Below are 17,527 nucleotides of genomic sequence, written 5' to 3' on the forward strand. Positions count from 1 at the left end.
GTTGTTATTTTGCACTGGGTTGCTATGGTTGGGGCGGTCATTACTTCCTATGATCAGGATGTTTATGACGAATCATGGAATGCTTCAGCCCAACTATAAAGGACAGCAAATTGCTACAGGTTGCGGAATACTTATATGGCTGCTTGTAATAGTTAATGCCGTAGTGATGAATGGACTGGCAGTGCTGTTTCGAGGGCATGTGAGGCTGACTGGCTTTGATCAGGTGCCCTTTGTAAGCTATGTCGCCGCGTTGTCCGCGGTTGCCTTAGCGGGATTTGTAGACGATGCAATAGGCGATAAGTCAGTAAAGGGCCTGAAGGGGCATTGGCAGCTCTGGAAGGAGCAACAGATTTGCAGTACAGGTCTGATGAAAGCAATTGTAACCGGCATTGCGGCTCTTTTGTTTGTTGGTGTCGTAGCGCACGACTCTTGGTGGCATATCGGTGCTGACTTGCTGCTGCTGGGACTGATGACCAATGGTGTCAATTTACTGGACGTGCGTCCAGGCCGCGCACTCAAAGGCTTCCTAATGATCACTGCAGCAGGAACGGTAGGCCAGTTAATTGTAAACGCTGTAAGTGGACAATTGCATATAGACGAGCTGCTGCAGATGGCAATAAAGCTAGCCCCCTATGTAATGCCTGTATACATCGGTGCTTATGTTTTATTAGGGCCGGATCTTCGGGCAGAACTGATGATTGGCGATACGGGAGCCAATATGCTCGGATTTGCAATAGGCTGCTGGGTGATTCTTGGATCGGCCTGGCAGCTGCAGGCTGTTCTGATTGTATTCATGCTGGTGCTGCACATCATGGCTTGGCGATCCTCAGTATCTCTTTGGATTGAAGCCAATAGGCTGCTGCTGTGGTTCGATTTACTGGGTCGAAATAAAAATAAAACCAGCAGATAGATGGAGACGATAAAGTGTGCTGTTAACGGCTTAAGTTATCTTTTTCATTAAGGGCGCTTGCGCTTGACCTTAAAGCGTGGAGCCACATAATTGCGTTTGCGATCGCGAAAAAAAGTCCATCCCCCGAGAAAAGCAACCCCGGCCAAAAACATGATCAAACCAATTGTGAATTTTCCCCATAAAATATGAGGGTTCGTCTCTGCCGCTCCAAATTGTGCAAAAAAAGCATCCTTCATGGAAAGAAAGCCATAGGTAGCTATAAGCCCAGGAATGACTAGCATTAATACAGCTATAAAGCGGGAAAGTGTAGTTTTCATATGTGCTCCTTTGCTATATCCGAATTTGCGGATTGTGGAATTCCATTCCTTAAGGTAACATACTATCGTCAACAATTCATGTATGTTTCGTAAATTGTACTATATTTTCCACACTTATAAGAGTTACAATAGGATAAACATCAGAGGTCAGAGACTGCCGCGCAGTCGTCTCTTTAGGAAACCCAAACAGATGCTTACATAAGAAGTGGAAGATTACGAATGAGCTTTGATTTGCAATTAAAGCGGTGCAGTGCACAACAAGTTGCTGCTCCGCAAAACTATTAGGAGGTTTTTACATGACGCAAGCTTTTGATATCGTTATCCTTGGGGGAGGTATGGGTGGATATATCGCGGCCATTCGGGCTGCTCAATTAGGGAAAACGGTCGCCGTCGTGGAACGGGATAAGCTCGGAGGGACATGTCTTCATCGAGGGTGCATTCCAAGCAAGGCACTTCTGCGCAGTGCGGAAGTTTATGCAACGATGCAAGAGAGTGAGAGGTTCGGCATCGAAGCGGCCTCTGTACAGCTCAATTTTCCTAAGGTACAATCCCGGAAAACAGGCATTGTCGAGCAAATGCATAAAGGCGTTCAGTACTTAATGAAAAAACATAACATACAGGTTTTTTATGGAAACGGTCGAATTATTGGGCCCTCCATATTCTCGCCTCGCAGCGGTTCGATTTCTGTTGAACAGGCGGATGGGGAAATTATTACGCTTGTCCCGGACAAGCTGATTATTGCAACAGGTTCCCGACCACGTACACTTCCTGGTCTGACTATAGACGGCATTCATATATTAAATAGTGATGATGCTTTGCAGATGGAGCAGCTACCCGAATCGATGATCATTATCGGAGGCGGGGTTATTGGTATGGAATGGGCTTCGATGTTGAATGATTTTGGTGTTAAGGTGACAGTTGTAGAATATGCTCCAAGACTGCTGCCTACTGAGGATGCCGATGTGTCGAAGGAAATGGAACGACTGCTCAAAAAGAGAGGCGTTCAAATATTCACAGACGCTGCAGTACTCGCAGAAACGGTTAAGATTGAGTCTGGACAAGCGAATCTTGAAGTCGAACGTAAGGGCGAGCGTAGAGCTCTTCAGGCGGATAAAGTATTGGTTTGTGTAGGCCGTCAGGCGAATATCGAGGGGATTGGCTTGGAAAATACGGATGTTAAGCTTGCCGGCGGCGTTATCCGTGTTAATGAGAATCTTCAGACGGCAGAAGCTCACATTTATGCGATAGGGGATTGCATCGGCGGTCTGCAGCTTGCACATGTGGCTGGGCATGAAGGCATTCAGGCAGTAGAGCATGCAAGCGGTCAGAAGCCCCATCACCAAGAGGCGCATCAAGTGCCTCGTTGTATTTATACAAGACCTGAGGCAGCATCCATCGGTTGGACGGAAGCCCAGGCAGTAGAGCAAGGGCACGAGGTCAAGGTTGGTAAATTCCCTTATTCCGTATTGGGAAAAGCTTTGGTGCAGGGTGAGCAGGACGGTTTTGTGAAAGTAATCGCCGATAAGTCGACGAACGATATACTTGGTGTACATATGATCGGCGCCCATGTTACTGACTACATATCAGAGGCGGCTTTGGCTCAATTGTTGAATGCTACGGCCTGGGAGGTCGGGCAAACCATTCATCCTCATCCAACTCTTTCCGAGGCTCTGGGCGAAGCTATGCTTGCAGTTGATGGACGAGCTATTAACATGTAACAATTGTTTTCATCATTGAAACGGTTTATAATATATATAGTGCCAAGTATTAGTACCTAGTATTAAGTTTATTGTGGAGAGGGGTTACGTCCATGTCCATCGGACAATTGATGAAGCACCGCAAGCTGGGATTATCAGATGAACGCGCAGTTGAGATGTACACATATATGCAAAGAGCACGAAAGTTTGACGAACGCGGCTTTTTATTGCAGCGCTCTGGCAAGATCGGATTTCACGTATCGGGTATCGGACAAGAGGTTGCACAGGTTGCCGCCGCTTTTGCTTTGGAGAAGGGCAAGGACTATTTTCTTCCTTACTACCGTGATTATGGATTTGTACTTTCGGTTGGAATGAGCTTAAGAGAATTGATGTTATCCGTTTTTGCCAAGGCTGAGGACCCCAACAGTGGGGGGCGCCAAATGCCGGGTCATTTTGGACACAAGAAGCTGAACATTGTGACGGGCTCAAGTCCTGTAACGACGCAGGTTCCTCATGCGGTTGGTTTTGCGTTGGCTGCCAAGATGAAGAAGCAGGATTTCGTCGCTTTTGCTACTTTTGGTGAAGGTTCCAGCAATCAAGGTGACTTTCATGAAGGCTGCAATTTTGCCGGTGTTCATAAGCTGCCAGCGATTTTCATGTGCGAAAACAATCAGTATGCGATTTCCGTACCGCTGCATAAGCAAATTTCCGGCAGCATTGCCGAGCGGGCACTGGGGTATGGCTTTCCAGGTGTTAAGGTTGATGGAAATGATGCGCTTGAGGTGTATCGAGTCATGAAGGAAGCGCGTGAACGGGCTGTTCGCGGGGAAGGCCCGACTTTGATCGAGGCAGTTATGTATCGTATTTCGCCGCACTCTACATCCGATGATGACATGCTGTATCGTTCGAAGGAAGAGGTCGATGAGAACCGGGCAAAGGATGGCATTCCTTTATATCGTAAATATCTTGTCGATTGCGGGCTGTGGAGTGATGAGCAGGAGGAAGAACTGCTGGAGCAGCTGAAGCTGGAGATCAATGATGCTACACAATATGCAGATCAGGCGCCATTTCCTTTGCCTGAGGATACGCTGCGCCATGTGTATGCAGAAGAAGGGGAGGTACGGTAATGGCAGTTATTACTTATTTGGAGGCCATCCGTTCCGCCATGCAGGAAGAGATGGAACGCGACGAGAATGTGTTTGTATTGGGTGAGGACGTTGGCAAGGGTGGCGTACTGAACGCTACCAAGGGGCTGCGCGACAAATTTGGTGAAGAGCGGGTTATGGATACGCCCTTGGCCGAATCTGCGATAACAGGTGTAGCTATCGGTGCTGCCATGTACGGGATGAAGCCGATTGCTGAAATGCAATTTGCAGACTTTATATTTCCGGCAACCAACCAAATTATTAGCGAAGCGGCGCGCATACGTTACCGCTCCAACAATGATTGGAATTGCCCTATTGTTATTCGTGCCCCATATGGTGCTACAGGAGGTGGTGCTCTGTATCACTCGCAGTGTCCGGAATCGGTTTTTTTCGGAACTCCTGGATTAAAAATGGTTGCACCTTCTAATCCCTACGATGCAAAGGGACTGCTGAAAGCAGCCATTCGTGATGCGGACCCTGTTCTTTATTTTGAACATAAAAAATGCTACCTGGGCATTACGGGAGAGGTTCCGGAAGGCGATTATGTAGTGGAAATCGGTAAAGCGGATGTAAAGCGGCAGGGAACTGATATTACGGTAATCTCCTATGGCATCACGGTGAATTATGCACTGCAAGCGGCAGAAGAGCTTAGTAAGGAAGAAGGCATCAGTGCTCATATTCTGGATCTGCGTACACTTCAGCCATTGGATAAAGAGGCAGTTCTTGAAGCAGCCGCCAAAACCGGTAAGGTACTGATTATCCATGAGGATAACAAAACGGGTGGCGTTGGTGCTGAAGTATCGGCAATTATTGCCGAAGAAATGCTGTTTGAGCTGGATGCTCCCATCAGAAGATTATGTGCACCTGATGTCCCGGCTGTTGGTATGAATCCGCCAATGGAGAAGTTTTACTTGCTCAGCTCCGACAAAATCAAGGAAGCTATGCGGGAGCTAGCCTTATATTAGGTTATGCTTGAAGAAGGCTTTCTTAATAGAAAGCCTATCCTGTGCTTCCCATGGAAAACAAAGTTTACGCTTACGATGAAGACTTTCTTAACAGAAAGTCCAGCCTATGCTTACGAAGATAGTTTTCCTACGGAAAACTTTTAGGAGGGAAACCCAATGAATCCAAACACACGAGGAACCGAAGTGACTGTTCCGCATCTGGCGGAAAGTCTTGTTGCGGCGACCATCGGTAAATGGCTTAAGCAGCCCGGTGATTACATAGAGGAATATGATGCATTATGTGAGTTGATTACCGAGAAGGTAACTACAGAAATGCCTTCGCCCATCGCAGGGCGTCTGGTACAGATTTTGGTAGCAGACGGTGAGACAGCTGCAGTAGGTGAAGCGATATGCCTGATTGAAGAACCGGCCAGCCTCCAAAGAGAGAACGCGTCTACAACGCCCAAACCATCCGAGTCCGCTGCCAGCAGCGTGAATCATGTATCTGAGGCAGCGGATACGAGTATGCGGAGCCGTTATTCACCTTCGGTGTTAAAGCTTGCAGGAGAGTATGGCATTCGTCTTGAACATGTTCAAGGCACAGGCTTAGGCGGTCGTATCACACGTAAGGATATTGAAGAGTATGCCAGCAAGCAGAATACGCAAGCGGCGGGAGTGAACCATCAGGCAGCAGAGCGTTCATCTGGAAATGCAGCGGCTGAGGAAGCGGAGCAGCTCAAAACACGTAGAAATATGGTGAGAACGACAGGTATTCACCTCTCTGAGAATCCGACCTTGCCCAAGATTGAAGTGGAGGAGCCAACCGGAGAACCGGGGAATGAATATTTTATCGATGTGACTCCGATTCGTAATATGATTGCCAGCCGGACTCGCCAGAGTGTGAGCGAAATCCCTCATGCCTGGACGATGATCGAGGTTGACGTTACGAATCTGGTACAGCTCCGTAACAAGCTGAAGGATGATTTCAGAAAGCAGGAAGGGATCAACCTGACTTATCTTTCCTTTTTGTTGAAGGCTGTTGTCAGTGCCCTTAAAGATTTCCCGATCATGAACTCGGTATGGGCCGTGGACAAAATAATCGTGAAACGCGATATCAATCTTACGCTTCTCGTCGGGACGGAGGATTTTGTCGTCAACCCTGTCATCAAAAAAGCTGATCAAAAAAGCATTGCCGGTCTAGCCCGGGAAATCGACGAGTTGTCCCGAAAAGCCAGAGCCGGCAAGTTGACGCTGAGTGATATGCAAGGTGGTACGTTTACGGTTAATAATACAGGTGCTTTTGGTTCCATATTATCGTATCCGATCATCAATTACCCACAAGCGGCGATTGTAACCTTTGAATCGATTGTAAAAAAACCGGTCGTCATTCAGGATATGCTCGCTGTACGTTCCATGGTCAACCTGTGCTTGTCCTTGGATCATCGGATTCTGGACGGTGTTATATGCGGCCGATTCCTGCAGCGGATTAAAGAGAACCTGGAGTCGTATAACCAGGAAACCAAATTGTACTAGGCGATAGGTTCCTACAAAAACGAGTTTAAGGAAAACAATATGGTGGACAAAAGCATGGAAGCTAACATTGCGTAAATAATAATTTTGAATACCAGTTTGTTGCGCATGAAGTTCAACTCCTTATTTATATGGGCTTGATCGTATAATTCTATTTTAACTTAAATCATGCTGAGGAGGAAAGAGATGATTCAGGAAAAAAGATTGGTATCGGAATTCATTGAGTTGGTTCAGGTGGATAGTGAGACTAGGTTCGAGCAGGAAATTAGCAAGGTCTTGAAGCAAAAGTTTACAGCACTTGGGTTAAAGGTTGTGGAGGATGATGTAGCGGCCAAGATTGGACATGGTTCCGGCAATCTGATTTGCACATTGGCAGCAACAACGGATGCTAAGGTTCCGAGATTATTTTTTACCTCACACATGGATACAGTAACACCAGGAAAAGGTATCAAACCACAGATTGGTGAGGATGGAATTATCCGCAGTGATGGAACCACGATTCTTGGCAGTGATGATAAAGCAGGCTTAGCCGCGATGTTCGAGGCTATCCGGGTGTTGAAGGAGCAGAACATCAAGCATGGTCAAATTCAGTTCGTCATTACGGCAGGCGAGGAAGCTGGCTTGAAGGGTGCCCGTGCGATGAATCCGAGCTGGATGGAAGCTGATTATGGTTATGCGCTGGACTCCAATGGAAATATCGGCGATATTGCCGTAGCCGCGCCTACACAAGCCAAAATCATCATAGGCTTTTCCGGACGCTCCGCACATGCCGGGGTTAATCCGGAAGCGGGTATCAGTGCTATTACCGTTGCGAGCAAAGCCATTGCACGGATGCCGCTTGGACGTATTGATAAAGAAACAACGGCTAATATCGGTCGATTCGCAGGTGGTGTGAATGGCGCAACGAATATTGTTGTGGATCGTGTAGAGCTTGAAGCCGAAGCGCGCAGTATCGTTCAGGATAAGCTGGATCGCCAAGTAGAGGCAATGCGTAAGGCATGCGAGGAAGCCGCGGCAGAGATGGGGGCCAAGCTTGACTTTCATAGCGAATTGATCTATCCGGCCTATATGTTTGACGAAGAGGCACCGGTAGTTAAGCTTGCTATGGACGCAATGCGGAAACTCGGTCTTAGTCCTACAACCTTCCACTCCGGTGGAGGCAGCGATGCCAATGTTTTCAACGGTATGGGTGTTCCTACCGTGAATCTGGCCGTTGGATATGAGCATATCCACACGACAGCAGAGCAAATCGCCATTAAGGATATGGTGAAGGTAGCAGAAGTAGTAGTTCAAATTATTAAAGATGTAGCAGGGCAGCAATAATCCGCAACACAACGAAAATCGTATTCAAGCAAACCGTCATTCCAGTATCTGGATTGGCGGTTTTTTTGGGTTGAATAAATGTTGTGTTGACAATCATTCGAGCTGCGGAGCCTTCATATAGTTAATACACAGTGCTGGAATACAGCCGTACATGAAAGCTGTAGGAGGGTGAACACAAGTGCAATGGGAGCTTGCTATAGTGACTCAGATCTTGGAACACCGCCATGGTTTGCAAGAGCTAAATGTCAAGATGCAAAATGGAGCTGTTAGCAAAGCAATTCACTATACAGACGATCATTGTCAGGTGACAGTCAACGATCAAGTGCTGCTGAACACAACAGCTGTTTCGTTACAATTGGGTACAGGAGGGTATCATATTGTCCATGCTGTGTTGCCAAGAAATGGCGAAGAAACCTGTGAGGCCAATGCTTCAAGTGCATTTGAACAAGCTTCATGTCATTCATGCCTATTCGATTCCAAACCGATAGATCGCAGCCGTGGACATATTATGAAGCTGCGGTATACATCACTGCAGCGTCCGGTACTCGCGGCTGAGGAGCAGGCTAGTCCATATCATGCGATGTTTAAGCACAGGCAATCACTGCTGGGGGTGCCTGTGCTTATCGGTGAGCTGCACAGTATGCTGCCAGCTGCGGTATGCCGCCTTCAACAGCTTTCGCGCGAATCCGGAATCACTTGCCGTATTGCTTATGTCATGTCGGATGGCGGGGCACTGCCGATTGCCTTCAGCCGTCATACAGCCGAGCTGCGTAAGCTGAACTGGCTTGTCGGTACTGTTACATATGGTCATGCTTATGGAGGCGATGTAGAAGCCGTTAATAAATATACGGCGTTATTGGCTGCCAGGCATGTATTAAAGGCCGATATAGTAATTGTTACGATGGGGCCGGGAAGTGTTGGAACGGGTACGAGGCTGGGCTTTAGCGGATTGGAGACAGGAGAGCTCATGAATGCTTCAGTAGCTTTGGGTGGCTTCCCCTGGCTTATTCCCAGAATCAGCTTTGCCGACTCACGTCCCAGTCATCACGGGATCAGCCATCATACCTTAACCGTTTTGCAAGATATCGCTGCTACCCGATGCAGAGTGGTTCTGCCTGACCTGCAACAAGAGCAGGGCGTCTACCTTAGGCAGCAAGCAGAACGAGCATTGTTATCCCACAAGCACGAGCTTGAATGGCGTGCTCCGGTATCTGGTTCCTTGTGGGAGGCCGCTCTGGTACCGTATGCCTTATCTATACTTACTATGGGTAGGGGATTGTCGGCGGATCCTACATATTTTGCAGGAATAGGGACGGCTGTGGAGGCTGCATGGGATTATTGGCTGGAGACACGGAATTAGTATGGGTATAATCGGTTTGTTCTGCCAAATACGTCAAAAGGCTCGTATCCTCGGAACGCTTCCGTTGCGCCAATTGCAAATATCTACGAATTTCCCATACTTGTCCCACCATACTAATTTGTTTTTCGGATACATAGGTTTTCATGATCTTGTCCCTCTTTTCCGGTAAAATAGGATCTTTACACCGTATGTGCTGCCGGGAGCAATTATGTCATTTATTTATATTGCAGTCGACGGACCCTGCTATATAACAAGGTTGTGACTATGATATAATGAAACCTTAAGTCAAGTGTCTGTTATTAGTATTACAGCAAATTGAGTTATTTAAAACGGAGGAATCATCGATGTCGCAAATAAATAATAATAAATTTGAAGAAGTTACCCTTTCTACCCAACCGATTTTTGAAGGTAAAATCATTTCGCTGCAGGTGGATACAGTCCGCCTTCCTAACGGCAAGACAGCTACACGCGAGATCGTCAAGCATCCGGGAGCAGTAGCCGTATTAGCATTAGTAGATGATAAGATGCTCGTAGTGGAGCAGTATCGCAAGCCGCTGGAAAGAAACCAGATCGAAATTCCAGCAGGCAAGCTTGATGCCGGTGAAGATCCGTTGGAAGCGGCCAAGCGGGAGCTGGAAGAAGAGACAGGGTATAGCTGTGATACGATGAAGCTGGTGTGCTCGTTTTACACCTCCCCGGGCTTTGCCGATGAAATCATTCATTTGTATGTGGCTGACCAGCTAACCAAAGGTGACGCCCACCTCGATGAGGACGAATTTCTTGACGTGGAGAGCATCACGCTCGAGCAAGCTCAGCAATACATGCGTGAACAGCGGATTAGCGATGCCAAAACGATTACTGCTGTATATGCATGGCAGGTATATAAGCTGACAGGAAGCTTCTAAGATGGAACTGAGACCGTTTTACGCAGACCTTCACATTCATATTGGACGAACCGAAGAAGGACAGGCCGTAAAAATTAGCGGGTCCAAGGATTTGACGTTTTATAACATTGCCCGTGAGGCATCTGATCGTAAAGGGATGGATATGGTAGGTATCATTGACTGTCAATCCCCTGCTGTTCAGCGGGAAATGCAGCATTATCTGGATAAAGGCGAAATGGAGGAGCTTGCTGAAGGTGGGATTCGTTACCATCATTCAACGGTCATATTAGGCAGTGAGATAGAGATTCGTGATCCTGGTATGGGTACTGCGCACTTGTTGGCTTATTTGCCAACACTGGCTAAGATGCAGGAGTTTACACGTTGGATGTCCCAGCATATGAAAAATGTAGGGCTCAGTTCGCAGCGGATCTATGTTCCAGCCAAGGTGCTTCAGGATGAAGTTGTGGGCCGCGGCGGATTGCTGGTTCCTGCACATATCTTCACTCCACATAAAAGCATGTACGGTAGCTGTTCCACACGGATGGAGCATGTGCTGGATCTGGACAAGATTGCTGCTGTTGAGCTGGGCTTAAGCGCTGATTCGGACATGGCTGGAGTGATATCGGAGCTTGACCGATATACGTTTCTGACCAATTCGGATGCACATTCTTTGGCCAAAATCGGTCGTGAATACAACGTGCTGCAGCTGGCGGAACCGAATTTTGAAGAGCTGCGTAAAGCCCTGGCGAACCAGGATGGGAGATCTGTGTTAGCTAATTATGGCCTGAATCCTCGACTTGGCAAGTATCACCGAACCTACTGCTCAGCATGCAGCACGATTCTGGATGAGCGGGAAACGACTGTTGAGCGGTGCATCTTTTGTGGCAGCAAGAAAGTCGTTCGCGGCGTGATGGATCGCATTCTGGACATCGCGGATCGTTCACTGGCTGCTGACACTGCATCGACAGACTCATCAGCTAAGAATGTAATGACCGAACCGCCGAGCAGACCTCCTTATCACTATCAGGTGCCTTTGGAATATATGCCTGGCCTTGGTCCCAGAAAGCTGAATCTGCTATTGGAGCAATTCGGAACAGAGATGCGTGTATTGCATCATGTTACCCATCAGCAATTGCTGGACACGGTGGGTGAGGATATTGCTGATTTCATCATCCAGGCTCGCGAGGATAAGCTGACTCTGCAGACAGGCGGTGGGGGGCAATACGGTAAAGTGGTGAATCATCCGCGTGGTAAAGCGGTAGATACTCAGGCAATGATTCACACCGATAAATCCTAGCCAGTTAGTCATAACAGATGCTGTCTCCTCATATGCTTGTACTATAAACGTGCAAGGGGGGCCAACACCATGAACCGTAATCGTTCAATGGAGCTCTATATGAAGGAGCATCTGTCGCTGTATATTTTTGTCGGAGTGATTTTTCTTACAGGTGTTGTTTTCGGAACCGTGATGGCGGGGGCACTGTCTTTGGAGCAAAAGCAGGAGATTATGCGCTTCATAGGCAATTTTTTTTCATCGGTGGAGCAGGGGGCCTTGGCGGATGTCAGAACTACCTTCCTCCAGTCATTCGGTTTGCATATGAAGTGGATTTTAATTATATGGGTGCTCGGTATGTCCGTAATTGGGCTGCCATTAATCCTTATCCTTGATTTTTTAAAAGGGGTGCTGATCGGCTTTAGCGTCAGTTATCTGGTCGGGCAATTTGCCTGGAAAGGTCTTTTGTTTGCTCTTGTATCGATTGCACCGCAAAATTTGATCGTCATACCTGCTTTATGGGTGTGTAGTGTGACTGCAATAGCTTTCTCCATCCATTTGGTCAAAAATCGGTTGATGGTTCGAAACGGGATGTTTTATGAGCCTTTTATGCGTTATGCTGGAACTATTTTACTCTCTGGCTTGTTGCTGGCGGGTGTCGCAATGTTCGAAGCTAGCGTTTCACCGATTATGATGAAGTGGGTAACACCCATGCTGATTACGATGACTCCGTAAATGTTTGACTTTCCGGCATTCCTCCCCCTATAATATAAGATGAAGCCCAGCAGATTTCCCGGTCTATTTTGTTATGTATAACGGGATGCAATAGCTTATGTAGCAGGTTTTGTTGTCGCAAAACCCGTAGGGGGAGGAACATGGAAGCTCGCATCGAAAAAATTAAGCAGCAGCTCCAATCACATGGCTATAAGCTAACTCCTCAACGAGAAGCTACGGTTCGTGTGTTGTTGGAAAATGAAGAGGATCATCTTAGTGCCGAGGATGTGTTCATGCTCGTCAAAGACAAGGCGCCAGAAATCGGCCTTGCAACCGTATATCGCACACTTGAATTGTTGAGTGAACTGCATGTGGTTGAAAAAATGAATTTCGGTGACGGAGTAGCCCGTTACGATCTTCGTAATGAAAGTAATCGTCATCATCATCATCATTTAATCTGTGTGCAGTGTGGAACTGTGGATGAAATCATGGAAGACTGGCTGACAGAGCTGGAAGAGCGAGTGGAGAGCGAGTATCGCTTTAAAGTGCTCGACCATCGATTGGATTTCCAAGGTATCTGCCATCGCTGCCGTGACAAAAACAATTCATAATATCAAACAAAACCTTCTCACACTTGTCTGTTTAGCAGCAAGTTGAGAAGGTTTTTTGCCGCCATCAGGCGGTTTATTTCAGTTTCTTACATCTTGGTTCCGAGTACGTGGTCCAGAGGGATAAATCCAATGCTCCGACTGTCTTTGCTGTTGTTGCGGTTATCACCCATGACAAAAAGATGTTTGGCGGGAACTGTGATAGAGTGCTCTGACGTATAGTTCATTTGCTCGTTCAGGTAAGGCTCGTCCAATGCGACGCCATTGCGAAATACCTTATGGTCTTTAAATTCAAGCACATCACCCGGCTTGCCGATGACACGTTTAATATAAAAGCTGCGGTCACTGTTTCCTGTAAATAAAGTAATTAAGGGATGCTCGGCTAAATCATCAATCAGATTGCGTGTGCGGTCTACACGGCTGTCAATAATGACGATATCCCCGTATTTGGGTTCTTGATTCAAGGTGTGCGAGATTTTGGAGACGAAGATGCGCTGCTCGTCATGAAGGGTTGGGTCCATGGAATGGCCGAGAACATTGGTCGGCTGAATAATAAATACTCCAATTAACATGGCACAACCAAAAGCGATTCCGATCGAACTCACCCAGCTGCGGAGCTCTGAAGTTATTTTTTTCATTAATAGAGCCAATTCCTTTCGATTGCTATGATGAATATTAAAAGTATAACACGCTGGAGACTCCAATTTCAAAGATTGCGAATACACTTAAAATAAGATTAATTGACGGGCAAATAGGGGAAATTAGGGTAATTACGATTTCATAAGCTGGCTGATCTTTCGAGAGGAGTTGGAATCAATGACAGGACATCACCGCATCATAGGGGTACCCAAGGAAATCAAAAATAACGAAAATCGTGTCGCGTTAACACCAGGAGGCGCAGCTTATCTGCATGTGCAGGGGCATCGGGTGCTGATGGAATCGGGGGCCGGCGAGGGTAGTGGATTTACGGATCAGGACTACTTGAATGAAGGTGCAGAAGTACTGGATCAAGCAGCCGATGTATGGGGCCAAGCCGATATGATTATGAAGGTCAAGGAGCCCTTGCCGGAAGAGTACGGTTTCTTTAGAAAGGATTTGTTATTGTTTACGTATTTGCATTTGGCTGCCGAGTCGAGGCTTGCTGAAGCGCTAATTAAGTCTCATGTAACCGGAGTTGCCTACGAAACGATCCAGATGACGAATGGTAGCTTGCCATTGCTTACTCCGATGAGTGAGGTAGCGGGAAGGATGTCAGTTCAGATCGGTGCGCAGTTTTTGGAACGGTTAAATGGGGGAAGGGGCATATTGCTGGGCGGAGTTCCAGGCGTGCCGCCTGCTGATGTCATTATTTTGGGTGGAGGGGTTGTAGGAACCAATGCGGCCAAGATGGCAATGGGGCTTGGGGCTAATGTCCTCATCATCGACCGCAGTACAGACCGGCTTCGCTATCTGGATGATGTGTTTCAAGGAAGACTCCGTACACTGATGTCCAGTCCCTACAATATTGCGAGCGCTGTAAAAAGAGCAGACTTGTTAATCGGTGCAGTGCTGATACCTGGCGCACGAGCGCCAAAGCTGGTTACCGAGCAAATGGTTCAGCAAATGAAGCAGGGCTCGGTAATAGTCGATGTGGCTGTAGATCAAGGAGGAACCATAGAGACCATCGATCGGGTAACTACGCATAGCGATCCTGTATACGTCAAGCATGGTGTTATCCATTATGCTGTGGCCAACATGCCTGGAGCCGTACCGAGGACGTCTACAATGGCGCTGACGAATGTCACGTTGGCTTATGCTTCCGAGCTCGCCGGGAAGGGACTTGGAGAAGCGATACGCGTACATCCTGAGCTGCGACCGGGTGTGAATACTTTCCAGGGGCATGTTACGCATGCTGCAGTTGCTGACGCCTTGAAGCTACCGTGGGTAGAGCTGGACAGCCTGCTGTCTGGTGATCAGGACAAGGGAACATAAATGTGGACAGGAAGGCATAAAATGAGAGTGAGAAAATTTGGTGAATAAACTGAATGGTGAATAAGTGCCGCTGCGCGGCCAGAGTGCTCTTCCGATCGCTGTTGTTTTCGAATTTTCTGATTGTATAAATGATGTATTGGTTGAAATTCGAAAACAAAGGCGAGCGCTCCGCTTCTCCAGAACACACCGGCCACTCCGCTTTCCATTCACCGAGCTTTTAAGAGAGTGGTAGAAGGAGAAGTTTTGCTTTGCAAAACTTGCAGGATTGCAACTTACGCTATGCAAGCTTCCTAATAAACTCACAGGAGGTTATCCTATGATCATTTATGTTCGCGACTGGTTAAATCGGGGGAAGTATATTTTGTTTTTCTTGGTGTTGACATCGATTTTGTACCATATGATGCTGTTTGTGACCGAATGGATCAAGCCGGTGGAGAAGTATAAGGAGCCGGTCGGCGGATCGGTGAAGGTATTTCAAAACCATACCAAGCTAACGGATCAGGCGCCTATGGGTGAGCGCTTGAAGCTGTTTTATTGGCTTGGCGAATAAGCTTTTGACAAGATAAGAAGGATTCTGATCTTCCATGTTGAATTTGTTCTAGACAGGAAGAGTATGTGGTATAGGGTTGACAATAGGAAGGGAATTTTGCATGAAAAACCAATTGCATGATTTTGTACATTTTTTGTCCGAAGAGCGGGGACTGTCGAAGAATACATTGGAATCCTATAAAAGAGATATTTCCCAGTATCTCGATTATCTTGGTGAACAGGGATTTTTGACATTGAAGGACACAAAAAAATTACATATTGCTAATTATTTGCTGCATTTAAAGCAGCTGGGACGAGCGACAGCTACTCAATCCCGAACGGTGGTGTCCATTCGCGCGTTTTATCAATTTCTTGTGCGCGAGCGTATCGTTGATCAAGATCCTACGATGCAGCTGGAAATTCCCAAGCTGGAGAAGCGAGCGCCGAACGTACTGACGATCGGGGAGATGGAGTCGCTGCTGGACTCCCCACTGACGAATACACCTAACGGGATGCGCGATAAAGCGATGCTGGAGCTGCTGTATGCAACCGGAATTCGGGTCTCGGAGCTGATTTCTCTGGATGTGGACAATGTGAATCTCGACGTGGGTTTTATCCGCTGTGTAGGAAAAGCATCCAAGGAACGGATTATTCCGCTTGGAGGCATCGCGGCAGAATTCGTTGGCTCTTTTATCAAGATCATGAGACCGAAGATGCTCAAGCAATCCAAAGACGAGCAAGCCTTGTTTGTTAGCCATCTGGGCACGAGAATTACACGCCAGGGCTTCTGGAAAATTATTAAGCGGTATGCCGCAGAAACCAAAATTGTCAAAGAAATTACACCTCATACCTTGAGACATTCGTTTGCGGTGCATTTATTGGAAAATGGAGCGGATTTGCGTTCTGTTCAGGAGATGCTGGGCCATGCGGATATATCAACAACCCAGATTTACATGCAGGTCAACCGTAATAAAATGAAGGAAGTGTACGATCGCGCTCATCCGCGAGCCAAAAGCAAGGAACAGATGCAATAATGTATAATTGATAAAGCAGGCTGCCTATTCCATTAGGCGGCCTTTTGTATAATCTTGGCGGCAGACTCGAAGGATATAAGCGTGTAACGTCGAATCTTAAAGGATTGGGTAATGAACCTACATAATGAGAATGAGGTGATTTCAATTGACAGAGCTGAATCCTGCATCGTTCAACAATATACAAGAAATCATAAATGAGCTGGGCAAGGAAAAAAACACGAAAATCAACATCGCTTTATTCGGTCAGCCAGGCTCCGGCAAATCATCCTTGATCAATGCCATTATCGGTGAGAATGTGGCCGAGGTGTCGACCCGTACAGATACAACAACTGAAGAAGGAAGCGTCGTGTGGGGTGAGGATGATTCGCTGCTATTGACCGATCTTCCGGGTTTTGGAACGAGTCAGTTCCCGGCTAATGAATATTGGCAGCGATTTACACTGGATAAATATGATCTGTTTATTTGCGTATTTTCGGGCAAATTTCATCAGGCTGATGACGAGCTGTTTAATAAAATTATAGAAAAAGGCAAGCCGTGTATTTTTGTGAGAAATTACTCAGACACGCTGTTTGATACGAAGAGACTCAAAACAAAAGATGACTTGAAAGCTGAAATTCGCGAAGCGGTGGCTCAGCGCTATGGTGTGGATACGAGGCTTATTTTTACGAGCTGTGTAACCGGTGAAGGGGTCGGGGAACTGATCGAGGAAATTGAGAATAGGCTGTCCGCTTCCAAAAGAGCCAAATGGGAACGCAATGCAAAAGCGTACTCGCTGGATTTTTTGAAGAAAAAAAAAGAAGCTTGTAAAAAGTTCATATCCTTGACGGCCGCTGCTGCCGCTGCAAATGGTCTGAACCCGATTCCGGGGCTGAATATAGCGATTGACATCGGTATTTTGCAAAAGATGTTTATGCAAATCAGAAAAAATTTCGATCTGTCCGAAGATAAGCTGAAGTCAAGGCTGCATCTATATCCGCATCTTGCGAATGTAGCCAATAATATTCTCAAATCCGTTTCGACCCAAGGGGTCATTCATTTACTGGAAAAGCAGGCGGGCCACGTAGCCGCACAGCAGCTGTCCAAATATATTCCATTTATCGGACAAGCTATTTCCGCAACGGCAGGATTTGGCATCACCTATATGGCAGGCAAATCGTATCTGGATAACTGCTATGAAGTCGCGGAAGCTATGCTGAAGGAAGATTTGCATTATTCCATATCTGAATAAGTGCTTTGCAAACGACCCACCGTTTTGCGATAATAGCAAAAAGGTGGGATTTTCACTATTG

General features: G+C 47.0%; 19 protein-coding genes. 15 read left to right on the forward strand and 4 right to left on the reverse strand.

The window, feature by feature from the left end:
- Positions 1-64: 64 nt before the first annotated feature.
- Positions 65-910 carry a hypothetical protein gene (locus NST47_RS14040; RefSeq protein ID WP_341155717.1) on the forward strand — a complete coding sequence of 282 codons (846 nt, stop codon included), beginning with the start codon at positions 65-67 and terminating at the stop codon, positions 908-910.
- A gap of 47 nt (positions 911-957) precedes the next feature.
- Here NST47_RS14040 and NST47_RS14045 read toward each other — a convergent pair whose 3' ends face one another.
- Positions 958-1,227 (reverse strand): DUF2627 domain-containing protein, encoded by a 270-nt coding sequence (locus NST47_RS14045; protein WP_341155718.1) that lies wholly within the window; start codon positions 1,225-1,227, stop codon positions 958-960.
- A gap of 296 nt (positions 1,228-1,523) precedes the next feature.
- Between NST47_RS14045 and lpdA the strand changes: the two genes are divergently transcribed.
- The 4 genes from lpdA to NST47_RS14065 all read left to right on the forward strand — a co-directional run bounded on the left by lpdA (position 1,524) and on the right by NST47_RS14065 (position 6,546).
- Positions 1,524-2,945 carry a dihydrolipoyl dehydrogenase gene (lpdA, locus tag NST47_RS14050; protein ID WP_341155719.1) on the forward strand — a complete coding sequence of 474 codons (1,422 nt, stop codon included), beginning with the start codon at positions 1,524-1,526 and terminating at the stop codon, positions 2,943-2,945.
- Between the two features lie 92 nt (positions 2,946-3,037).
- Positions 3,038-4,051 carry a thiamine pyrophosphate-dependent dehydrogenase E1 component subunit alpha gene (locus NST47_RS14055; protein WP_240413962.1) on the forward strand — a complete coding sequence of 338 codons (1,014 nt, stop codon included), beginning with the start codon at positions 3,038-3,040 and terminating at the stop codon, positions 4,049-4,051.
- Positions 4,051-5,034: an alpha-ketoacid dehydrogenase subunit beta gene (locus tag NST47_RS14060; protein ID WP_076227815.1), complete on the forward strand. Its 984-nt coding sequence runs from the start codon at positions 4,051-4,053 to the stop codon at positions 5,032-5,034. The genes NST47_RS14055 and NST47_RS14060 overlap by 1 nt, the downstream gene beginning before the upstream one ends.
- A gap of 156 nt (positions 5,035-5,190) precedes the next feature.
- Positions 5,191-6,546, forward strand: coding sequence for a dihydrolipoamide acetyltransferase family protein (locus NST47_RS14065; RefSeq protein WP_341155720.1), 1,356 nt, complete (start codon positions 5,191-5,193; stop codon positions 6,544-6,546).
- Positions 6,547-6,557: 11 nt separating this feature from the next.
- Here the strand turns inward: NST47_RS14065 and prli42 are convergent, their stop codons facing one another.
- Positions 6,558-6,653 carry a stressosome-associated protein Prli42 gene (gene prli42 / locus NST47_RS14070; protein ID WP_179097345.1) on the reverse strand — a complete coding sequence of 32 codons (96 nt, stop codon included), beginning with the start codon at positions 6,651-6,653 and terminating at the stop codon, positions 6,558-6,560.
- A 76-nt stretch (positions 6,654-6,729) separates the two neighbouring features.
- Between prli42 and NST47_RS14075 the strand changes: the two genes are divergently transcribed.
- Both NST47_RS14075 and NST47_RS14080 read left to right on the forward strand, forming a co-directional pair.
- On the forward strand, positions 6,730-7,866 hold the full coding sequence (locus NST47_RS14075) for a M20/M25/M40 family metallo-hydrolase (protein WP_341155721.1): 1,137 nt from the start codon (positions 6,730-6,732) through the stop codon (positions 7,864-7,866).
- A 199-nt stretch (positions 7,867-8,065) separates the two neighbouring features.
- Positions 8,066-9,226 carry a DUF3866 family protein gene (locus tag NST47_RS14080; protein ID WP_341155722.1) on the forward strand — a complete coding sequence of 387 codons (1,161 nt, stop codon included), beginning with the start codon at positions 8,066-8,068 and terminating at the stop codon, positions 9,224-9,226.
- Here NST47_RS14080 and mciZ read toward each other — a convergent pair.
- Positions 9,156-9,371, reverse strand: a complete 216-nt coding sequence (mciZ, locus tag NST47_RS37180; RefSeq protein ID WP_445667379.1) for a Z-ring formation inhibitor MciZ — start codon at positions 9,369-9,371, stop codon at positions 9,156-9,158. The genes NST47_RS14080 and mciZ overlap by 71 nt on opposite strands.
- Positions 9,372-9,570: 199 nt before the next feature.
- Between mciZ and NST47_RS14085 the strand changes: the two genes are divergently transcribed.
- From NST47_RS14085 to fur, 4 genes are all read left to right on the forward strand, one after another.
- Positions 9,571-10,131 carry an NUDIX domain-containing protein gene (locus NST47_RS14085; RefSeq protein WP_076227804.1) on the forward strand — a complete coding sequence of 187 codons (561 nt, stop codon included), beginning with the start codon at positions 9,571-9,573 and terminating at the stop codon, positions 10,129-10,131.
- A gap of 1 nt (position 10,132) precedes the next feature.
- Positions 10,133-11,407, forward strand: a complete 1,275-nt coding sequence (locus NST47_RS14090) for an endonuclease Q family protein (protein WP_341155723.1) — start codon at positions 10,133-10,135, stop codon at positions 11,405-11,407.
- Positions 11,408-11,476: 69 nt separating this feature from the next.
- Positions 11,477-12,118, forward strand: coding sequence for a stage II sporulation protein M (gene spoIIM / locus NST47_RS14095; RefSeq protein ID WP_076227800.1), 642 nt, complete (start codon positions 11,477-11,479; stop codon positions 12,116-12,118).
- A 140-nt stretch (positions 12,119-12,258) separates the two neighbouring features.
- A complete protein-coding gene (fur, locus tag NST47_RS14100; protein ID WP_076227797.1) occupies positions 12,259-12,708 on the forward strand; it encodes a ferric iron uptake transcriptional regulator in 450 nt (149 codons plus the stop codon).
- 86 nt (positions 12,709-12,794) lie between these two features.
- Here the strand turns inward: fur and lepB are convergent, their stop codons facing one another.
- Complete coding sequence (gene lepB / locus NST47_RS14105) at positions 12,795-13,343, reverse strand: signal peptidase I (protein WP_076227795.1); 549 nt, start codon at positions 13,341-13,343, stop codon at positions 12,795-12,797.
- Between the two features lie 178 nt (positions 13,344-13,521).
- Between lepB and ald the strand changes: the two genes are divergently transcribed.
- The 4 genes from ald (at position 13,522) to NST47_RS14125 (ending at position 17,466) form a co-directional block, all read left to right on the forward strand.
- A complete protein-coding gene (gene ald / locus NST47_RS14110; protein ID WP_341155724.1) occupies positions 13,522-14,676 on the forward strand; it encodes an alanine dehydrogenase in 1,155 nt (384 codons plus the stop codon).
- Between the two features lie 316 nt (positions 14,677-14,992).
- Positions 14,993-15,226 carry a DUF4227 family protein gene (locus NST47_RS14115; protein WP_341155725.1) on the forward strand — a complete coding sequence of 78 codons (234 nt, stop codon included), beginning with the start codon at positions 14,993-14,995 and terminating at the stop codon, positions 15,224-15,226.
- 100 nt (positions 15,227-15,326) lie between these two features.
- Positions 15,327-16,238, forward strand: coding sequence for a site-specific tyrosine recombinase XerD (gene xerD / locus NST47_RS14120; protein ID WP_262686801.1), 912 nt, complete (start codon positions 15,327-15,329; stop codon positions 16,236-16,238).
- 145 nt (positions 16,239-16,383) lie between these two features.
- Positions 16,384-17,466: a GTPase domain-containing protein gene (locus NST47_RS14125; protein ID WP_076227787.1), complete on the forward strand. Its 1,083-nt coding sequence runs from the start codon at positions 16,384-16,386 to the stop codon at positions 17,464-17,466.
- Positions 17,467-17,527: the final 61 nt, after the last annotated feature.

The organism is Paenibacillus sp. FSL H8-0034 (assembly GCF_038000305.1).
Classification (GTDB): Bacteria; Bacillota; Bacilli; order Paenibacillales; family NBRC-103111; genus Paenibacillus_S.